We start from the raw sequence: 19091 nt of genomic DNA, 5'->3' as shown, positions 1-19091 counted from the left end.
TCCGTCGGGCACCCTCGACCCATGCTGTGGAGAGTGCGGACGACCCTGGAGGACCGACCCGGTGCGCTGGCCGGCCTGGCCGCGCACTGCGGCGAGGCCGGCGTGAACATCCTCGGCCTGCAGGTGTTCCCCGGCGTGGACCGGGTCACCGACGAGCTGGTGCTGCGCACCCCGGACGACTGGGAGCTCGCCGACCTCGCGGCGCTGGTGGAGGCGGCCGGCGGCAGCCGGGTCAGCGTGCTGCCCTGCACGGAGGCGTCGCTGGGCGACCAGCCGACCCGCTACGTCCTCGCCGCCCGCGCCATCCTCGCCCACCCGGCGGGCTTCCCCGACGTGGTCGCCCGGCTCTTCGACGCCGAGACCGACCCCGCCGAGCTCGACGAGCTGATGGACGGCATGGACCTCGAGATCGGCGACGTCCAGGTCCAGCTGCGCCGCACCGCGCCCTTCACCGCGGCGGAGCACGCCCGCGGCACGGCGCTCGCCGAGCTCGTGACCGACGTCCTCGCCGCGGCCGCCCACGACGGCGCACCCGTGCCGGGCACGACGAGCGCCGGTGAGCCCAGGATCGAGGCGACGGTGGGCGGCGTGCGCGCGATGGTGGGCGCCTCGGCGGTCGGATCGGCGACCTGGCTGGTCGACCCCGACGGCTCGTGGCACCTCGACCTGGTCGTCGACCCGGCGTGGCGACGTCGCGGGCTCGGCTCCCGCCTGCTGCTGGAGACCTCGCGCGCGGCGCGGGCGGGCGGCGCGGTCGACCTGGTCGTCCGCACCTCCGCCGACAACCCCGCGGTGCTGCCGCTGGTGCTCGGCAGCGGCCTGCGCGGCCGGATCCGGATGGGCACCGACGACCTCACGGTGCGGATCCCGCTCCGCCAGCCCGCGCCCGACCGGGTCTAGCGGACCACCTCGCTGAGGTGGGCGGTGGCGCCCGTCGCGCCGAGCACCTCGACCGCGCGACCCACGGGCTCCGACCACAACAGCTCGTCGCCGGGGGTCGGGCCTTGGGCCACGCTCCACGACGAGGGCGCGTCGCTGAGCCGCACGAGCTCTGCCGAGCCGAAGTCGTAGAGGTAGGTGCCGCCGGTCGCCCGGTCCCAGCCCGTCAGCGCGAGGTAGTCGCCGCCGCCCACGAGGGCGCCGGACTCCACGCCGCTCTCCTGGAACGTGACGACCTGCTCACCCCCGGTGGTGACGACCTGCACGCGGTCGTCGCGCACGCCGCCGGCGTAGGTCCCGCAGTACTGCGACATCGCGATCCGGCCGCCGGCGACGTCGAAGCCGAGCAGGTTGCACCGCGCGCCCGCCTGCGGGTCGAACGACGTCTCCTCACCGGTGGTGAGGTCGCGGACATGGACCCTGCCCGCGTCGCCGTTGGTGGAGTCGGTCCACACCAGGGTGTCGCCGTCGAAGGCGAAGTCGCCGACGCCACGCTGTTCGAGCCGGACGTCGTCGGGATCGGTCAGCGACATCGACCACAGCGCCCGCACCTCGCCCGGGGCGTCGGCGTCGTCTGCCTCGCCGTCCGGCCCGGCGGGCCAGCCGCCGGGCGGGACGTCGCCCGCGTCCGTGACGACCGCGACGTAGGCGCGTCCGTCGGGGCCGACGGTGGCGAACGAGGGGTTCTCGTCACCTGGCAGGGCGGGCCACGAGACGGTCCGCCAGGTCTCGGACGCCCGCTCGTAGACGTCGACGACCGGACGCGTGAGACCACGCTGCCCGACCTGCTCGAAGCGCCCCAGGACCAGCTCGTCCTCCGACAGTTGCACGGCGAACGCCTGCTCGCCCCCGCCCGGCCAGGCTGGCAGCCACTGCTTCTCGCCGGTCGCCGGGTCCATCAGGGCATAGCGCACGTCGGGGCGTGTCATCGTCTGCCCCTCGCGGAACAGCACCAGGCCGTCGTCCGTTACGCCGTCGAAGTACTCGCCGTTGTCGGACTCGAGGTCCTCGTTGGTCCACGACGCGAGGTCGCGGTAGTCCTGGTCCTCGACGGCCGGCCGTGCACCGGCCAGGCGCACGGTCGGGGCGTCGGGGCGCGGCACGCCGGCGGCAGCCAGGTCGGCGGGGGCGGGGTTCAGCCACGCGTTCGCGCCGAGCGCGATCGCGCCCGCGGCCAGCGCCGTGCCGCCGACGGTGACCGCACGGCGCACCCGCACCCGGCGACGGCCGGCGCTCAGTACGGCGCGCAGGTCGCCGGGGTCGTGGGGCGGCCGTTCGGTCGCGTCCCGCATCAGCTCGCGCAGCTCGTTCACCATGACACCGCTCCCTCGACCAGCTCGCCGTACGGCGAGTCCTCGAACATGGACCTGAGCGAGAAGAGGCCTCGGGAGGTCTGGCTCTTGACCGTGCCCTCGGTGCACCCGAGGACGGCCGCGGTCTGCTCGACCGACAGGTCCTCGAAGTAGCGCAGCACCACGCACGCCCGCTGGCGTGGCGGCAGCTGCTCCAGCGCGGCGACCAGGGCCCGCCGGGTCGCCACCGTGGTCGCGACGTCCTCGTCGCTGGCCACCGTGTGGTCGTCCTCGCGCGGGCGCTCGGTGCTGGACCGGCGACGCACCTGGTCGAGGTACGCGCTGACCACCGCCTTGCGGGCGTAGGACAGCTCGCCGCCGCGCCGCACCAGGCGCGGCCACCGGACGTAGACCCGGATCAGCCCCTCCTGCACGAGGTCGGAGGCCCGGTCCCAGTCGCCGCACAGCAGGTACGCCGTGCGCCGCAGCCGGTCACGGACCGACTCGGCGAACTCGACGAACGCCGCCTCGTCACGCATCACTTCTGCTCCATGTCCTCCCCAACGCACCCATGTGGCGGGGAGGTTGCACGCCGGCGCGGATCATCGGTCGAAGATCGTGCGGAACGGCGTGGAGCAGTCGACGTCGACGTCGACGGGGTCGACGGAGTTGAGGTGGTAGATCCGGTAGCGGTCGCAGGCGCTGCGCACGAACTGGTACTTGCGGATCAGGTTGTCCTCGATCTCGGGGGTGCCGAGCTCGCTCCACGTGTTGATGAAGGTCGCCTCGACGAACCAGGTCGGCGAGTCCGGGCCCGTGAGCACCCCCTCGAGGTCGGTGAGGCCCGGGTCGAGGGTCCGCATCGGCAGCGACCAGAGGTAGGGGTAGGGCGAGGACTTCCCGGTGGCCCACTGGATGTCGGCCCGCCCGCCGTAGACCAGCACGCGGTCCCCGGGTGTCGCCACGGCGGCGATCGCCTCGCCGGTGCGGACCTCGACGGGGACCCGACCGTGCACCCAGGTGACCGTCCAGGTCGTCAGTGACACCACGCTGGAGCCGACCAGCAGCACCAGCGCGACGCGCGCCACCCGCAGGCGCACCGGGTGCAGCCGCTCGTGGGTGACGAGCAGCGCGACGGCGAGGGCCATCGGCGGGATCGGCACGAAGAGGTACGGCGTCCAGTAGCTCCCGCTGACCGCGACCCCGGCGAGGTCGGCGGCCAGCATGGTGAGCACGGCGACCGTGGCCACCGCGTCGAGGCGCAGCAGGCTGCGCAGCCGGAGCAGCAGCCAGAGCACCACGCCGAGCATCCCGACGCCCACGAACACCGCGACGAGCGTGCCGATCCGGCTCTGCGCGCCGGAGCTGTCCTGGGTGGCGATGATCCGGCTGGCGTCGGAGCGGAAGGAGACCGATGCGTACCAGAGGGTGCGCAGCCGGACGCCGGCCACGAGCGCCCAGCCGACCACGACGGCGACCGGCACCAGCCCGCCGAGCACCGCGGCGCCGGCGCAGCGTGCGACCGTCCGCCACGGGTGGTGCCGCGCGACCGCGGTGCCGACCAGGAGGACCGCGCCGAAGACGAGCCCGCCGACGATGCTCTGCTTGAAGCCCATCGCGAGCACCGCGAGGCCTCCGGCCCACGCCGCGTCGGCGGCTGAGGAGCGACGGACAGCGCGCAGCGAGAGCCAGCACGAGGCGAGCACCAGCGGGATGCCGAACAGCTCGCCCTTCGCGGCGACCGGGTCGATCTCCGCGTTCGAGACCAGGGCCGCGGTCGCGATCGCGACCCAGCCGCGCAGCCGGCGCACGGCCACCGGGTCCGCGACGCCGGCCCGGACGGCGAGCTCACGGGTCGCGGCAGCGGCGGCGAGCACCAGCAGCGAGCAGCACAGCGCGCCGACGACGCGGTGCGCGTACGGTCCGCCCACCCAGTCGCTGGCCTGCATCAGCCAGATGACGGGCGGCGGCCGGTCCACGAAGTAGGGGCCGTAGAGCGAGTCGGGCTCGGGGTCCCAGCTCTGCGCGACCAGCAGGAAGCCGGCCTCGTCCGGGCGCAGCGGCCACAGCAGCCCCGGGAAGCGCGCCAGGAACGCCATCAGGGCAGCCAGCCAGACCGCCCGTCCCTGCCCCATGCCGACACCCTCTCATCCGGCCGCACCCCACGCGGTTTGCCTCAGGTCCGGGGCGCGCCAGCCGAACGGAACGGTGACCTCCCCCCGACCACCCCGGCGGCGCCCATGACCAGGAACATCTTCGTCTTCTCCGGGGGAGGCTCGCGCGGTGCGGCGCAGATCGGGATGCTGCGCGCCCTCCTCGGCGCCGGGATCCGGCCCGACGTCGTCATCGGCTCCTCCGTCGGCGCCATCAACGCGTGCTCCCTGGCCTACGACCCCACGCCCGAGCGGGTCGAGCAGATCGCCGACCGGTGGATGGCGATGCGCGCGCGGGACATCACCGGGTCACGCGCCACCGTCCCGGGCAACCTCGTGCGCCTGCGGCCGTACCTGTTCTCCTCCGAGCGCCTGCGGGACCTGGTCGCCTCCTGGATCCCCGCGACCCGGCTCGAGGACCTCCCGGTCACCGCGGTCGTGGCGACCACCAACCTCAACACCGGGCAGGCCCACCACCACACGACGGGGTCGCTCGGTGACCTGCTGGCGGCGTCGGCGGCGATCCCGGCGGTGTTCCCGCCGGTCCTGCTGGACTCCGGCGACGGGCGCGCGCCCCACGTCGACGCGGGGATCTCGGAGAACATGCCGATGTCGGCGGCCGCCGCGATCGCCGAGCCGGGCGACCGGGTCTTCGCGCTCGACGTCACCAAGCCGCCGGCGGAGCGGTCGCTGCGCTCGCCGCTCGACGTGCTCATCGGGTCGCTGGCCATCTCCATCCACCACCGGTCGTCCGCCGTGCTCGATCCGGGCGTCCAGGTCGTCAGCTGCGTGCTCGACCGCAGCTTCTACTGCGGCACGATGCTCGACTTCACCCACACCGGGACGCTGTTCCGCCTCGGCGAGCAGGCCGTCGTCGACGCCCTCGTCCACGCCGACGTGGCCGCCTGAGCCGACGGCCGTAGGATTGGGGTCGTGGAGATCCCCGAGAAGTTCGCCGCCCTGGGCCTCACCTACGACGACGTGCTGCTGCTGCCGGGGGAGTCGGAAATGGCTCCCAGCGACATCGACACCACGACCCGCCTGACCCGCGAGATCTCGATCAAGGTGCCGCTGGTCAGCGCCGCGATGGACACCGTCACCGAGGCGCGGATGGCGATCGCGATGGCGCGCGAGGGCGGCATCGGCGTGCTGCACCGCAACCTGTCGATCGAGGACCAGGCGCGCCAGGTCGACCTGGTCAAGCGCACCCAGACCGGCATCATCTCCAACCCGGTCACCATCGGCCCGGACGCGACCCTCGAGGAGCTCGACCGGATCTGCGGCGAGTACCGCGTCTCGGGCCTCCCGGTCGTCGACGTCGACGACCGGCTGCTCGGCATCATCACCAACCGCGACCTGCGCTTCACGCCGGTCGCCGAGTGGGCGAGCACCAAGGTCACCGAGGTGATGACCAGCGAGGGCCTGATCACCGGGCACCCGGGGATCTCGCGTGACGAGGCGACCGCCCTGCTGCGCGCCCACAAGCGCGAGCGGCTCCCGCTCGTCGACGACCAGGGCCGGCTGAGCGGCCTGATCACGGTCAAGGACTTCGTCAAGGGCGAGCAGTTCCCGCACGCGTCCTACGACGCCGACGGCCGGCTGCTGGTCGGCGCGGCGATCGGCTACTTCGGCGACGCCTGGGAGCGCGCCACCACGCTGGTCGAGGCGGGGGTCGACGTGCTCGTCGCCGACACCGCCCACGGCCACGTCCACCTCCTGCTCGACATGGTCAAGCGGCTCAAGACCGACCCGGCCACCCGCCACGTCCAGGTCATCGGCGGCAACGTCGCCACCCGTGAGGGCGCGCAGGCGTTCGTCGACGCCGGTGCCGACGCGGTCAAGGTCGGCGTCGGTCCGGGATCGATCTGCACCACCCGTGTCGTGACCGGCGTCGGCGTCCCGCAGGTGACCGCGGTCTACGAGGCCTCGCTCGCCACGAAGCCGGCCGGCGTCCCGCTGATCGCCGACGGCGGCATGAAGTACTCCGGCGAGATCGCCAAGGCGCTCGTCGCCGGCGCCGACGCCGTCATGGTCGGCTCGATGCTCGCCGGCTGCGAGGAGTCGCCCGGCGAGGTGGTCTTCGTCAACGGCAAGCAGTTCAAGTCCTACCGCGGGATGGGCTCGCTGGGTGCGATGAGCAGCCGCGGCAAGAAGTCGTACTCCAAGGACCGCTACTTCCAGGCCGAGGTCGCCAGCGACGACAAGATCGTCCCCGAGGGCATCGAGGGCCAGGTGGCCTACCGCGGCCCGCTGTCGGCCGTGGCCCACCAGCTCGTCGGCGGCCTCAACCAGTCGATGTTCTACGTCGGGGCGCGCACCATCCCCGAGCTGCAGGACAAGGGACGCTTCGTCCGGATCACCAGCGCGTCGCTCAAGGAGAGCCACCCGCACGGCGTCCAGATGACCGTGGAGGCCCCGAACTACTCCGGGATCTAGCCGAAAGAACCCTTCCCCTCGGCGTCGAGAGCGCCTAGGTTCTCGTCTCGTCAGGGGATCGGGCCCCAGGCCGACGCGGGAGCAGCAGCACGGGGACTCGATCCCGGGAATCATCTCGGGAGGAACACACGTGCGCGCACGCATCTGGGCAGCGACCGGCACCGCCGGTCTCGTCGCCCTCGCCATACCGGCCCTGTCCATCGCGGCACCGGCGGGGCAGGACACCGTCACGCCGCAGCAGCAGGAAGCCCTCGACCTGGGACTCCAGGTCGCACCCAAGGAGACCGACGCCGCCGCGCTGACGGCGAAGGCCAACCCCAACCCCTACCTCGCCAACCTGCCCGACCTGGGCGACGCCAACTACTTCGCCTGGAACAAGCTCATGCACGCCCAGGCCGAGAAGCGGGCCGACTCGGCGAAGCTGGCCGCGAACCGGCGCCAGGCCTTCGGTGCCGGCAAGGGCGGGTCGGCGAAGGCGAAGGCCGTGCCGACGCCGTTCGTCCACGACGAGGAGGAGCCCGCCGGCACCGCCGGCTCCAACGACACCCACGCCAACGCCGAGCCGATCCCGGAGTTCGGCACCGCCGCCTCGCGGCTGCCGGCCGTGCGGATCCTCGGTGACCTCGCCGCCCCGGCGGGCAGCACCCCGCGCACGATCACCACGGCCGAGGACCAGGGAGCGATCCCGATCGCCACCGACACCGGCATCGCCGGCTCGGGCAAGGCCACGGTGACGTCCGTCCTCGGCGACGGACCGCACGGCACGACGGGTGACGGCACCAACGACTTCGACTTCTACGCCGTCGAGGTCGGCGCGGGCCAGACGCTGACCGCCGACACCGAGGGCAGCGCCAGCACCACCGACACGATCCTCGTGGTCTACGCCGCCGACGGCACGCCGCTCGTGGCCGACGACGACAGCGGCACCGGCGTGCTGAGCAGCCTCAGCTATGCCCCGGAGACGCCCGGCACCTACTACGTGATGGTCGGCGGCTACGCCCTCGACCCGCTGCCGGCCGACCCGTTCGACTCCGGCAGCGGCGCCGGCGGCGCCGACGTGGGCGACTACAAGCTCACCGTGGCCAGCCAGCAGCTCGACGCCGACTACTACTCGGTGCGGCTCCGCCCGGGCGACGTCATCGGGTCCACCGCCGAGGGTGCGGCGACCGGGCTGACGGTCCGGACGCCGTCGGGCGAGCAGCGCGTGGGCGGCATCGGCACCGACGCCTCCTCGCTCTACCCGCCGACCTCGCCGCTCCCGGGCGGTGGCAACACCACCATCGCCTACGTCGCGGAGGAGGCCGGCTGGTACTCCGTCCAGGTCACCGGCGGCACCGGCGCGTACGACATCACCGTCGAGGGCTACCGGCCCGGTACCCAGGGTGACCGCGGCCGCACGCAGACCGTCCTGCTCGACTTCGCTCCCGGCCGGGTCAACACCGGCACCTGGGGCGGACCGGGCGTGCGCAGCGTCTCTCCGTTCGCGGCGTTCGTCCCGCAGTGGGGCATCGCCCGGACCGACGCCCGCAAGCTCGAGAACCGGATCACCAACGTGGTGCGCCGCAACCTGCAGGCCGAGCTCGAGGCCGGAGGGCTCAACCCCGACGTCAACGTCGAGGTGCTCAACGCCCGCACCAACCCCGAGCTGATCGGCCAGGAGAACGTCTCGCGGATCTACGTCGCCGGCTCCATCGCCGAGTCCGGCATCTCCACGATCGGCATCGCGCAGTACATCGACCCGGGCAACTACGGCCACCAGGACGAGGCGATCGTGCTGCTCGACGTGCTGAGCGCGCCGGCCGGCCCGGCGTCGTCGCTCAACACGTTCATGGACGCGTCGAGCGACCGGGTGAAGTTCGTGTCCGAGGCCGTGGGCAACGTGGTCGCCCACGAGGTCGGCCACACGATCGGCAACTACCACACCGACAACGCCGACGAGGTCGGCAACATGATGGACAGCGGTGGCGCGAACTTCGCCACCAACCTCTACGGCGTGGGACCGGACGGCATCGGCGGCACCGCCGACGACGACAACGTCCGGTTCGTGACCGACTCCTACTCGCCGGTGGAGGGCTTCACCGGCCTGGAGGACACCCTCAACGTCAGCGCCTGGGCCTACTCCGGCCGCTGACCGCGACCGACCCGGGTCAGGGCGTGAAGCCCGCCCGGGTCGGTGAGGAGTCGCGCACGAGGGCCGCGGCCGGCCGGGTCAGCAACCCGGCCCGGCCGGTCCGCGGACCGTCGCCCGACACCACGAACACGCCCGCGTTGGCGCGGGTGACGAAGGCGGGGGACCGGGTCGGGTCGCCACCGGGGAGCGGCCCGACCCGCACCCGGACGCGCTGCCCGGGGAGCGCAGGACGGACCCGTACCGTGCCGCGCGCGTCGGCGACCGCCACGACCAGGTCGCTGCCGGCGAGGCCCGTCGCGGGCGAGGCGTAGACCGACCACGACCCCTCGAGGGCCCGCGGGCGGCTCCAGCGGCCCGCCCGCAGCGAGCGCACCGTGAGCCGCCCGTCGGCGGTCACCTGGTGGAGGTGCGCCGCCCCGTCGGCCGTGAGGCTCAGGGCCGGGGTCGAGGTGATCGAGGCGCGGGGGCCGGCGAGGCGGTGCAGCCGGCCACGCTCGAGGCCCTCGGCGTACGTGGCGCCGCGCGCCGTCACCGCCACCAGCCAGGTGCGGCCGGAGCGGTCGTGGCCGAGGACCGGCGCGACGTGGGTGGCCCACGAGCCGGCGCGGCCGATGCGGTCGGGCCGGCTCCAGCGGCCGCGCTGGGTGAGCCGGCGGGTGCTGAGGGTGCCGTCGCCGGACGTCGCGGCGAGCACCGGGCGTCCGGTGCGCGACAGCGCCAGCGCCGGGCTGGACGTGGTGGCCGCCGCGCCCACGTCGCGCAGCGCGAAGCGCGGGCCGCGCAGCGCGCCGGCCAGGACCCGGCCGCCGGACGTCGTGGCCGCCAGCCACGGGCGCGACCGGCCGTCGAGGACGAGCGCCGGTGCGGCGAGGGCCGAGAAGGAGCCCGGGCGACCGACGACCCGCGCCGGGCGGCCGGGGCGGGCGACGCGCAGCGTGCCGCCGGCGTCGACACGGGCGGTCCACGACTCGCCGAGGCCGTCCGCGACCGCGACCACGGGCCGGTCGGAGCCGACGAGCGGCGAGGGCGCGACGTCGCGCAGGTGGAGGTAGCGGAAGTCGCCGACGGGGACGGTGCGCGAGCCGTAGCCGCCGGGGAGCGCGTGGTTGTACTCCTCGACCGTCACGGTTCCCGGACCGATCGCGGTGACCCAGGCGACGTGGCCGACCCGGCCGGCGTCGGTCTGCGCCACGGCCCCGATGGCCGGGACCCCGTCGACGCGGAAGCCGAGCGCCCGCGCAGCGTCGTCCCAGTTCGCGGCGTTGCCCCAGTGCCGGCCGCCGAAGTGGTTGCCGAAGCCGTCGAGCCGGTTGCGCTCCTGCAGCCGCCACGCGACGAAGCTGGTGCAGTTGCGCAGCACGAAGCCCCACGGGTCGCCGATCGAGCCGTCGATGGCCCACACGCGGCGCGCGCAGGTCGGTCGCGGGCCGCGCGGGTCGTAGAGGTGACCGGTCACCGGGTCGAGGACCGGCGGCGGGGGAGGCGGCTCGGTGGCCTCCGGCTCCGGTGCCGCCGTCGTCCCCGGCTTGCTGCCCGGGACGCCGGGACCCGGAGCGGGCGTCGGTGTCGGCGTCGGCGGCGGCGTCGGCTCGACCACCGGCTCCTGCGGGACGATCGGGCACTGGCCCTGGTTCGCCCACGGATAGTCGTCGTCGGCACGCGCGTGTGGCGTCGTCAGCGCCAGCAGGCTGCCCGTCACGCAGACGGTCGCGAGCGCGCGTGCCGTCGTCCGCACGAGCGCGTGGCGCGTCGCCCCATCGTTGATCCCCACCGCTTCACGGTAGGAACGACCGCCCTCGCGTGTGGCCGGTTTGGGAAAACTGGTGACCGACGTTGGTCACACGGTGGTGCGCCAGCGGCGCACGACCGGTGCGGACGAGCGCGGCAGGGCGCCCGACCGGTTGCCGCGCACCTCGGTGGTCAGCCCGGGATCGAGCCGGTAGGGCCCGGACTGCAGCAGGCTGCCGGCGAGGCGCCGCAGCCGCGACAGCTCGGCGCGGACCGTCACGGTGCGGCCGGGGTCGTCGAAGAGGTCCTCCGACAGCTGCACCCCGGTGCGCCCGGCCGGCCCGGCGTCCACCAGGGCGAGCAGGATCTCCGCGTGCCGCGGGGAGAGCGTGCGCGACCACGACCCGCTGGGACCGGCGACCAGCAGACGGGGGTCGCCGTCGAGGTCGAGCACGAGCGAGGTGCCGGTCGCGCCGGCGGCCTCCCCGGCCTCGAGGCGCAGCAGCCAGCCGCCGTCGAGCGGCTCGGCCGTCGCGCCACCGAGGGTCGGCAGCCACACGCGTCCGGCGGACAGGCCGTCGGGCAGCGCCACCCGCTCCGGGCTGCGGCTGCCGATGGACGCCGCGAGGTGACCGGCGTGGTCGATCGCCAGGGCGTCGCCGGTGAGCCCGGCCAGCAGCGGAGCAGCACGCGCCCGCAGCCGGTCGAGCGCCGCCCGGTGCCGGGCGACGAGCTCGGCGGAGGTCAGGCGGGCTGCCAGCTCGACGAGCGCGAGCTCGGCGGGGTGGAGGCTGCGGCTGGGCCCGCTGACGTCGACGACGCCGAGCGTGCGCCCGGTCCACGGGTCGACCAGCGGCGCGGCGGCGCACCCCCACCGGGTGTGCGACTCGACGAAGTGCTCGGCCCCGCGGACCTGGACGGGCGTCCCGAGCACCAGCGCCGTGCCGATGGCGTTGGTGCCGACGTTGGCCTCGGTCCAGGCGGAGCCGCCGACGAAGCCGAGGTGGTCGGCGAGACGGCGTACGCCGCTGCTGCCCAGGCGCCACAGCACGCGACCCTCGGCGTCGGCGACGACGACCAGCTGGCCGGCGTCGACGACCGGCGCCAGCGACTCGGCCAGGCGCGGCACCAGGTCGGCCAGGCCGCTCGCGGCCCGCCGCCGCTCGAGCTCGGCGCCGCCGACGGGCGGGATGTCGGCCCCGGCGCCGGGATCGAGGCCGGTGGCCGCGACCCGTCGCCACGACGCCGCGATCTCGCTGCGGGGCAGGCCCGCGCGCGCAGCACCGGCGAGCGCGGCCTCGCGGACGCGGTGCTGGTCGCGGTCGGTCATCGGGGTCCCTCCGGGCGAGCCGGTGCAACGTCGCGCAACCCTGTCGTGCGGCCTCGCGGGCGGTGTGTGCTCGGTCACACCAGCGTAGTTGAAGGAGGGACGATGACCCAGACCCTGGACCCCGCCGTCGGGAGCGGCCAGGCCGACCCGCAGGCACGCGTCGACGCGTGGCTGTCGCGCTTCGAGACCGCCGTGGCCGCCGGCGACGCGGAGGCCTCCGCGGCGCTCTTCGCCACCGAGTGCTACTGGCGCGACCTGGTCGCGTTCACCTGGAACATCACGACCGTCGAGGGGCGCGACGGCGTCGCCGACCTGGTGGGCTCGGTCGGAGCGCGCGTCGCCGCGTCCGGCTTCGCGACCACCGAGCCGCCGGACGCGGTCGACGGCGTCGTCACCGCGTGGATCGGCTTCGACACCGCTGTCGGTCGCGGCAACGGCCTGCTGCGCCTGGTGAGCGAGGACGGCGAGGACCGCGCGTGGACGCTGCTCACCGCGCTCTACGAGCTCAAGGGCCACGAGGAGCCGCGCGGCACGCACCGGCCGATGGGCGCCCAGCACGGCGCGGACAAGCACCGGGTGACGTGGAAGGAGCAGCGGCAGGCCGAGGCCGAGAGCCTCGGCAGCACCACCCAGCCCTACGTGCTGGTCGTCGGCGGCGGCCAGGGCGGGATCGCGCTCGGCGCCCGGCTGCGCCAGCTCGGGGTCCCGAGCCTGGTCATCGACAAGCACCCGCGCCCCGGGGACCAGTGGCGCAACCGCTACAAGTCGCTCTGCCTGCACGACCCGGTCTGGTACGACCACCTGCCCTACCTGAAGTTCCCCGACAACTGGCCGGTGTTCGCCCCCAAGGACAAGATCGGCGACTGGCTCGAGTCCTACGTGACGATCATGGAGGTGCCCTACTGGTCGAGCACGGTCGCGACCAGCGCCTCCTGGTCCGACGAGACGGGGGAGTGGACGGTGCAGGTCGAGCGCGAGGGCCAGCCCCTCACGCTGCGGCCCACCCACCTGGTCTTCGCCACCGGGATGAGCGGCAAGCCCCGGGTGCCGGACGTGGAGGGGGTCGACGTCTTCCGCGGCGACGTGCACCACTCGTCCGCGCACCCCGGCCCCGACGCGTACGCCGGGAAGAAGGCCGTGGTGATCGGGAGCAACAACTCCTCCTTCGACATCTGCGGCGCGCTGTGGGAGAACGACGTCGACGTGACCATGGTGCAGCGCTCCTCGACCCACATCGTGAAGAGCGACAGCCTGATGGACATCGGCCTCGGCGACCTCTACTCCGAGCGGGCGCTCGCGGCGGGGGTGACGACCGAGAAGGCGGACCTGATCTTCGCCTCGCTGCCCTACCGGATCCTGCACACCTTCCAGATCCCGGCCTACGAGGCGATGGCCGAGCGGGACAAGGACTTCTACGAGCGCCTCGAGCAGGCCGGCTTCCGCCACGACTGGGGCGACGACGGGTCGGGGCTGTTCATGAAGTACCTGCGCCGCGGGTCGGGCTACTACATCGACGTCGGTGCGGCCGACCTCGTCGCCAACGGCGACGTGAAGCTCGTCCAGGGCCAGATCGACCACCTCACCGAGGACGCGGTCGTCCTCGAGGACGGCACCACCCTGCCGGCCGACCTGGTGGTCTTCGCGACGGGCTACAACTCCATGAACGGCTGGGTCGCCGACCTCGTCGACCAGGAGACCGCCGACCGGCTGGGCAAGTGCTGGGGACTCGGGTCCGACACCACCAAGGACCCCGGCCCCTGGGAGGGCGAGCAGCGCAACATGTGGAAGCCGACCCAGGTGGAGAACCTCTGGATGCACGGCGGCAACCTGCACCAGTCGCGGCACTACTCGCTCTACCTCGCGCTGCAGCTCAAGGCGCGTTTCGAGGGCATCGAGACGCCGGTCCACCGGCTGCAGGAGGTGCACCACCTGGGTTGAGGCTGGGCCGAGGCCTGTCCGGGCCGCGGCGCCGGTGCGACGATGAGGTCCGTGACCTCCGCGAAGATCGCCATCGTCGGTGCCGGCGCCGTCGGCTCGACCCTCGCCTACGCCTGCCTGGTGCGGGGCGTGGCCACCACCGTCGCGCTGCACGACGTGGACGGGCCGAAGGTGCGGGCCGAGGAGCTCGACCTGCGCCAGGGGCTCCAGTTCCTGCCGACCGCCCACGTCGAGGCGTCCACCCACGTCGCGGTCTGCGCCGGCGCGAGCGTCGTCGCGGTGACGGCCGGCGCGAAGCAGCAGCCGGGCCAGTCGCGGCTCGACCTGGCCGCCTCGACGACCGGCATGCTCCGGTCCCTGATGCCCGCCCTGGTCGAGGTGGCGCCCGACGCGACCATCGTCATGGTCACCAACCCGGTCGACGTGGTCACCTACGCCGCCCAGCGCATCACCGGCCTCGGCACCGAGCAGCTCTTCGGCTCCGGCACCGTCCTCGACTCGGCCCGCCTGCGGGGGCTGCTCGCCGCCCGGTGCGGGGTCGCGGTGCAGAACGTCCACGCCTACGTCGTCGGCGAGCACGGCGACAGCGAGATCCCGCTCTGGAGCAGCGCGAGCATCGGCGGCGTGCCGATCGCCGACCTCGTCCCGGCCGCCGAGCGCGACGCGATGGCCGCCGAGGTGGTCGGTGCGGCCTACGAGATCATCCGCGGCAAGGGCGCCACCAACTACGCGATCGGCGTGTCCGCCAGCCGGATCATCGAGGCGGTGCTGCGCGACGAGAAGCGGGTGCTCCCGGTGTCGACGCTGCTCGAGGACTTCCACGGCATCGGCGACGTCTGCCTGTCGGTCCCGACCGTCGTCGGTGCCGGGGGCGCCGAGCGGCGCCTCGAGGTGCCGATGAGCGCGGACGAGCTCGACGGCCTGCGCCGCAGCGCCGACAGCATCCGCTCGACCGCCCGCGGGCTCGGGTTCTGACCCCGGTGGCGGAGCGACGCGCGTACGACGCGAGCGGACGCCGGGCGGCCGCCGAGCGGCGGCTGCGGGTCGCCGAGGTGACGGCCGGGCTGTTCGCCGAGCACGGCTGGAACGGCACCACCCTCGCCCTCGTCGCCGCCGAGTCGGACGTGTCCGTCGAGTGGCTGACCAAGACCTTCGGCGGCAAGGCGGGGCTCTTCATGGCGGCCTTCGCGTCGGCCGGGCTCGGCCAGCGCGGCGGGCTGCTCCACGCGTTCCGCCAGCTCCGGCTCGAGGACGAGCCCGACCCGCAGGTGCGGCTCGACCGGTTCGTCGAGTTCGCCTGCGGGATCGTCGAGCCGATGGGCCCGCTGGTCGGGACGCTCCTCAGCGGCGCCGAGCAGGACCCGACGCTCCGCGACCTGGTCCGGACCGCCCACCTCTCGCACACCGCGATGTGCCAGGAGCTGGTGGCGCTGCTCGCCGACGGCCAGCCCGCCCCCGACGCCGTCGACGAGGTCTACCTGCTGACCCGCGCCGAGTCCTACGTCATCCTCGCCCAGCACCGCGGATGGAGCATCGAGCGCTACGCCGCGTGGCTGCGCCGGTCGGTGCGGGCGGCGGTGGACGGGAGCTCGTCAAGGACGGTCTGACGAAATGGTGTGCGTTTCACCGATCATTGAGTACGATGTGATCGGATCCAATGTATGGGGGATGGATCCCGGGCTCAGAGGGTCCGGTCGGGTGGGGGCCCGGCCGGACCCGCCCGCCCGTCCTGGCTCGCTCCGTCGGGCGTCAGCGCTGGCGGAACGACACCTCGGGCAGGTCGGCCCGCGCGATCGCGGCGTGGCCGCAGCGCACGTCGAGCACGTGGTGCTCCGTGTCGTGGAGCAGGTGCCGCAGGAGCCACTCGACCGGGACGTCCTGGCGGTACTCGCCGACGAGGAGCCGGCCGCGCTGCTCGTCGGTCAGGCCGGGGACGACCTCGCGCACCGCGGCACGCAGCGCGGCGAGGTCGGTCAGCGTGCCGGTCGGCGTGGTCCCGGGAGCGTCGCCGCGTGCGAGGTCGGCCACCCAGCCGAGCATGACGTCGCCGACCTCGACGCAGTGGTCGACGTACTCGCGGGCCGACCAGGTCTCCGGCGCGGGCCTGCGGGCGGCGTCGGGGTGGTCGAGCGAACGCTCGAGGGCGGCGTACGCGGCGTCGAGCCGGGCGGCCTCGTCGGCGTTGCCACGGATCTCGCGTGCGTCGAACCCGCACTGGTCGCAGATCTCGGCCATCCGGCCGTCGACGTCGTGCCAGGTGTAGGTCATCGCGTCACCCTAGGTCGCCGATAGGCTGGCGCCCGTGACCGACATCGAGATCGGCCGCGCCAAGCGCGGCCGCCGCGCCTACTCCTTCGACGACATCGCGATCGTGCCCTCGCGGCGCACCCGCGACCCGGAGGAGGTCAGCACCGCCTGGCAGATCGACGCCTACCGCTTCGACATCCCCGTCGTCGCGGCGCCGATGGACTCGGTGATGTCGCCGGCCACCGCGATCGCGCTCGGCCGGATGGGCGGGCTCGGCGTGCTCGACCTCGAGGGCCTCTGGACCCGCTACGACGACCCGACCGGCCTGCTCGAGGAGGTCGCCGGGCTCCAGGGCACCGAGGCGACCCGCCGGCTGCAGGACATCTACACCGAGCCGATCAAGCCCGAGCTGATCACCGCGCGCCTCAAGGAGGTGCGCGAGGCCGGTGTCACCGTCGCCGGGTCGCTGTCGCCGCAGCGCACCAAGGAGCACGTGAAGGCGGTCGTCGACGCCGGCGTCGACATGTTCGTCATCCGCGGCACGACGGTCAGCGCCGAGCACGTCAGCAGCCGCGCCGAGCCGCTCAACCTCAAGGAGTTCATCTACGAGCTCGACGTCCCGGTCATCGTCGGCGGCTGCGCGACCTACCAGGCCGCGCTCCACCTGATGCGCACCGGGGCGGCCGGCGTGCTCGTCGGCTTCGGCGGCGGCGCCGCCCACACCACCCGCACCGTGCTCGGCGTCGCGGTGCCGATGGCGAGCGCGGTGGCCGACGTGGCCGCGGCGCGGCGCGACTACCTCGACGAGTCGGGCGGCCGCTACGTCCACGTGATCGCCGACGGCTCGATCGGCAGCTCGGGCGACATCGCCAAGGCGATCGCCTGCGGCGCCGACGCGGTGATGATCGGGTCGCCGCTGGCGCGGGCCACCGAGGCGCCCGGCCACGGCTTCCACTGGGGGAGCGAGGCCACCCACGCCGACCTGCCCCGCGGGCAGCGGGTGGAGTTCGCACCGGTGGGGTCGCTGGAGGAGATCATGTTCGGCCCGTCCCGGACCGCCGACGGCACCATGAACCTGGTGGGCGCGCTGCGGCGCGCGATGGCCACGACCGGCTACACCGAGCTCAAGGAGTTCCAGCGCATCGAGGTCGTCGTCCAGCACTGAGCGACGCCTCGCGCCGTTGGACAAATGGCGCAGATATGTCGAATGCTGGGACGAAGGTGACCAACCGGTAGCCCCGGGCCCGGGCGCGACCTACGCTGCGAGGATGAGCGACCACAGCCCTGCCGGCAGCGAGCCCACCGGTCCCGTCGTCGAGGGGCCCGCCGACCCGGAGCACGACAGCACCGCGGCCTACGCCCTCGACCGGACCTACGTCGCGCGGCTGACCGACCGCGTCGTCAGCACCTCCGGCAGCACCCACGCGGTGGCCTCGCCGATCGGCGGGGCGCCGCTCGCGCACGTCCCGGTGTCGTCCGCGGACGACGTCGCCGAGGCCTTCGAGCGCGCCCGGCGCGCCCAGGCTGCGTGGGCCGGCACGTCCCTCGACGAGCGCGCCGCCGCGCTGCTGCGCCTGCACGACCTGCTCCTCGACCGGCAGGAGGAGCTCATCGACCTGGTGGTGTGGGAGTCGGGCAAGGCCCGCAAGGACGCGTACCTCGAGGTCGCCCACCTCGCGCTGACCGCGCGCTACTACGCCCGGACCGCCCACGAGCACCTCGACAGCCGCCGCGTGGGCGGCATGTTCCCGGTCCTCACCCGCGCCGAGGTGCACCGCGTGCCCAAGGGCGTCGTCGGCATCATCTCGCCCTGGAACTACCCGCTGACCATGGCGCTGTGCGACGGCATCCCGGCGCTGCTCGCCGGCAACGCCGTCGTCGCCAAGCCCGACCTGCAGACCATGCTCACCGCGCTGCTGGCCGCGCAGCTGCTCGACGAGGCCGGCTTCCCGCCCGAGCTGTGGCAGGTCGTCGCCGGCACCGGCCCGGAGGTGGGCGGGGCGGTCGTCGCGGCCGCCGACTACGTCTGCTTCACCGGCTCGACGGCGACCGGGCGGCTGATCGCGCGGCAGTGCGCCGACCGGCTGGTCGGCTGCTCGCTGGAGCTCGGCGGCAAGAACCCGATGCTGGTGCTGCGCGACGCCGACGTCCACCGGGCGGCCGAGGGCGCGGTGCGCGCGGTGTTCTCCAACGCCGGCCAGCTGTGCGTCTCGATGGAGCGGCTCTACGTCGCCGACCAGGTCTACGACCGCTTCGTCGACGCGTTCGTCTCCCGCACGCAGGCGATGACGCTGGGCGCCAGCCACGACTGGAACGTCGACATGGGCTCGCTCATCTCCCAGGCCCAGCTCGACACCGTGACCGCCCACGTCGAGGACGCCGTCGCGAAGGGCGCCACGGTGCTCACCGGCGGCCGCGCCCGCCCGGACCTGGGCCCCTTCGTCTTCGAGCCGACCATCCTCGAGGGCGTGTCGGTCGACATGGAGTGCTTCGGCAAGGAGACGTTCGGCCCGGTCGTCTCGCTCTACCGCTTCCACAGCGAGGACGAGGCGATCGCCCGCGCCAACGACGGGCACTACGGCCTCAACGCCTCGGTCTACACCCGCGACGCCGCGCGCGGCCGCGCGGTGGCGCGCCGGATCCGGTGCGGCACCGTCAACGTCAACGAGGCCTACGGTGCGACGTTCGGCTCGCTCGGCGCCCCGATGGGCGGCATGCGCGAGTCGGGGATGGGCCGGCGCCAGGGCGCCGAGGGCGTGCACCGCTACACCGAGGCGCAGTCGGTCGCGACCCAGCGGCTGGTGCCGATCGCCCCGATGCTCGGGATGTCGGAGGAGACCAACGCCAAGGTCATGACCGGCGCGCTGCGCCTGCTCAACAAGCTGGGCCGGGCCTGA

The 19091-nt window shown here is 74.0% G+C and carries 15 protein-coding genes; 9 read left to right on the top strand and 6 right to left on the bottom strand.

The window, feature by feature from the left end; all coding sequences use genetic code 11:
* The first annotated feature begins 33 nt into the window (after positions 1-33).
* On the top strand, positions 34-900 hold the full coding sequence (locus KDN32_RS16045; protein WP_307854160.1) for a GNAT family N-acetyltransferase: 867 nt from the start codon (positions 34-36) through the stop codon (positions 898-900).
* On the opposite strand, the gene KDN32_RS16040 is transcribed toward KDN32_RS16045, so the two are convergent.
* From KDN32_RS16040 to KDN32_RS16030, 3 genes are all read right to left on the bottom strand, one after another.
* Positions 897-2255: a hypothetical protein gene (locus KDN32_RS16040; RefSeq protein WP_211733283.1), complete on the bottom strand. Its 1359-nt coding sequence runs from the start codon at positions 2253-2255 to the stop codon at positions 897-899. The genes KDN32_RS16045 and KDN32_RS16040 overlap by 4 nt on opposite strands.
* Positions 2249-2770 carry a SigE family RNA polymerase sigma factor gene (locus tag KDN32_RS16035; RefSeq protein ID WP_211733282.1) on the bottom strand — a complete coding sequence of 174 codons (522 nt, stop codon included), beginning with the start codon at positions 2768-2770 and terminating at the stop codon, positions 2249-2251. The genes KDN32_RS16040 and KDN32_RS16035 overlap by 7 nt, the downstream gene beginning before the upstream one ends.
* A gap of 63 nt (positions 2771-2833) precedes the next feature.
* Positions 2834-4366: an ArnT family glycosyltransferase gene (locus KDN32_RS16030; RefSeq protein WP_211733281.1), complete on the bottom strand. Its 1533-nt coding sequence runs from the start codon at positions 4364-4366 to the stop codon at positions 2834-2836.
* Between the two features lie 105 nt (positions 4367-4471).
* On the opposite strand from KDN32_RS16030, the gene KDN32_RS16025 reads away from it, so the two are divergent.
* From KDN32_RS16025 to KDN32_RS16015, 3 genes are all read left to right on the top strand, one after another.
* Positions 4472-5293, top strand: a complete 822-nt coding sequence (locus KDN32_RS16025; RefSeq protein WP_211733280.1) for a patatin-like phospholipase family protein — start codon at positions 4472-4474, stop codon at positions 5291-5293.
* A gap of 24 nt (positions 5294-5317) precedes the next feature.
* Complete coding sequence (guaB, locus tag KDN32_RS16020; RefSeq protein ID WP_211733279.1) at positions 5318-6820, top strand: IMP dehydrogenase; 1503 nt, start codon at positions 5318-5320, stop codon at positions 6818-6820.
* Positions 6821-6950: 130 nt separating this feature from the next.
* Positions 6951-8951, top strand: coding sequence for a pre-peptidase C-terminal domain-containing protein (locus KDN32_RS16015; protein WP_211733278.1), 2001 nt, complete (start codon positions 6951-6953; stop codon positions 8949-8951).
* A gap of 16 nt (positions 8952-8967) precedes the next feature.
* On the opposite strand, the gene KDN32_RS16010 is transcribed toward KDN32_RS16015, so the two are convergent.
* On the bottom strand, positions 8968-10722 hold the full coding sequence (locus KDN32_RS16010; protein ID WP_211733277.1) for a CHAP domain-containing protein: 1755 nt from the start codon (positions 10720-10722) through the stop codon (positions 8968-8970).
* 66 nt (positions 10723-10788) lie between these two features.
* On the bottom strand, positions 10789-12009 hold the full coding sequence (locus tag KDN32_RS16005; RefSeq protein WP_211733276.1) for a GAF domain-containing protein: 1221 nt from the start codon (positions 12007-12009) through the stop codon (positions 10789-10791).
* Between the two features lie 102 nt (positions 12010-12111).
* Between KDN32_RS16005 and KDN32_RS16000 the strand changes: the two genes are divergently transcribed.
* The 3 genes from KDN32_RS16000 to KDN32_RS15990 are packed head-to-tail and all read left to right on the top strand — an operon-like array spanning position 12112 to position 15554.
* Positions 12112-13947, top strand: coding sequence for a flavin-containing monooxygenase (locus KDN32_RS16000; protein ID WP_211733275.1), 1836 nt, complete (start codon positions 12112-12114; stop codon positions 13945-13947).
* A gap of 42 nt (positions 13948-13989) precedes the next feature.
* A complete protein-coding gene (locus KDN32_RS15995; RefSeq protein WP_211733274.1) occupies positions 13990-14922 on the top strand; it encodes an L-lactate dehydrogenase in 933 nt (310 codons plus the stop codon).
* Positions 14923-14927: 5 nt separating this feature from the next.
* Positions 14928-15554 (top strand): TetR/AcrR family transcriptional regulator, encoded by a 627-nt coding sequence (locus tag KDN32_RS15990; protein WP_211733273.1) that lies wholly within the window; start codon positions 14928-14930, stop codon positions 15552-15554.
* Positions 15555-15696: 142 nt separating this feature from the next.
* On the opposite strand, the gene KDN32_RS15985 is transcribed toward KDN32_RS15990, so the two are convergent.
* Entirely contained in the window at positions 15697-16215 is a 519-nt protein-coding gene (locus KDN32_RS15985; protein ID WP_211733272.1) for a DinB family protein, read from the bottom strand.
* A gap of 34 nt (positions 16216-16249) precedes the next feature.
* On the opposite strand from KDN32_RS15985, the gene KDN32_RS15980 reads away from it, so the two are divergent.
* A complete protein-coding gene (locus KDN32_RS15980) occupies positions 16250-17359 on the top strand; it encodes a GuaB3 family IMP dehydrogenase-related protein (protein ID WP_211733271.1) in 1110 nt (369 codons plus the stop codon).
* Positions 17360-17462: 103 nt separating this feature from the next.
* On the top strand, positions 17463-19091 hold the full coding sequence (locus KDN32_RS15975; RefSeq protein ID WP_211733270.1) for a succinic semialdehyde dehydrogenase: 1629 nt from the start codon (positions 17463-17465) through the stop codon (positions 19089-19091).

Source organism: Nocardioides palaemonis (genome assembly GCF_018275325.1).
Classification (GTDB): Bacteria; Actinomycetota; Actinomycetes; order Propionibacteriales; family Nocardioidaceae; genus Nocardioides; species Nocardioides palaemonis.
Note: the sequence above shows the minus strand (reverse complement) of the source record. Positions and strands in the feature narration are given on the sequence as shown.